The sequence below is a fragment of the Agromyces litoreus genome (genome assembly GCF_040496015.1).
Lineage (GTDB): Bacteria > Actinomycetota > Actinomycetes > Actinomycetales > Microbacteriaceae > Agromyces > Agromyces litoreus.
Genome location: NZ_JBEPKA010000036.1, coordinates 1 through 1,217, shown reverse-complemented (window position 1 = coordinate 1,217; position 1,217 = coordinate 1). Strand labels below are relative to the sequence as shown.

At 69.8% G+C, this 1,217-nt stretch carries 1 protein-coding gene; it reads left to right on the top strand.

Annotated elements, in window-relative coordinates:
- Positions 1 to 497: 497 nt before the first annotated feature.
- Positions 498 to 1,217, top strand: a 720-nt coding sequence (locus ABME01_RS15615) for a pullulanase X25 domain-containing protein (RefSeq protein WP_353829348.1), incomplete at its 3' end; no start/stop codon positions are given.

Below are 1,217 nucleotides of genomic sequence, written 5' to 3'. Positions count from 1 at the left end.
GATGGTACTGCAGGGGCGACCCTGTGGGAGAGTAGGACACCGCCGGACATCCTTCACAGAAGAGCCGCCCAACGCCGGGCGGCTCTTCTGCAGTTAACGACCTCGCACACGGCTCCCGCTGCCGCGCGCGACGGCGGCGCGAGCGTTCCGCGGCAGCCATCACCTGGGGCGAGCACCTCGCGTAAGCGCTTACGAGTCTGCCCCGGGCGATGGCTCGGCTCGAAGCACCATCCGGCGCCCAAGGCGACCCGAGTGGGTCCCCTGGACGCTCCGACGGCGTGCGAGAAGCCAGCATCCGTGCGGGAGTCGCGGCCGCACCGAAGACGCGCGGCTCGAGCGCGCCCGCCGAGCCAGGTCGAGCGATCTCACAACGAGTTAATGCAAGCGCTTGCAACATCGGCGCCGAAACCGGTAACGTCGCCCCCAATGTCGGTGGCACGTCGTCGTGCCGGAATCGGGAGTCAAGGATGACGCATCGAGCGCGCGCTCGGAGAGCAGTGACATTCGGGATCACGGGAGCCCTCGCGGCATCCGCCCTCGCAGTACTGCCGGTGATGCCGGCTGCATCGGCCGACGGCGACACGTTCGCCCTCGTCGGGTCGCTGCAGGACGAGCTCGGGTGCTCGGCCGACTGGCAGCCCGAGTGCGAGGCGACCGAACTGCTTCCGACCGACACCCCCGGTGTCTACGCCGCGGACTTCACGGTGCCGGCCGGGACGTGGGAGTACAAGGTCGCCGCGAACGACACGTGGGATGCCTCGTGGGGCCTGAACGGCGGCGGGGACAACATCCCCCTCACCGTCGGCGGCGACACCGACGTCCGCGTCCTCTTCGACGACGAGCAGAAGCGGGTCGGGCTCGAGCTGCTCAGCACGCGCGCCGGCTACGACGAGGCCGCCGACGCGTCGCTGGTCGCGGCGCCGGCGCGCCAGCCCGGCAGCGCGGAGAACTTCTACTTCGTGATGACCGACCGCTTCGCCAACGGCGACACGTCCAACGACACGGCGGGCATCGCGGGCGACCGCCTCGACCACGGCTTCGACCCGACCGACAAGGGCTTCTACAACGGCGGCGACATCCAGGGCATCCGCGACCACCTCGACTACATCGCGGACCTCGGCACGACCGCGATCTGGTTCACGCCGAGCTTCAAGAACAAGCCGGTGCAGGGCGAGGGCGCGAACGCCAGCGCCGGCTACCACGGGTACTGGATCACC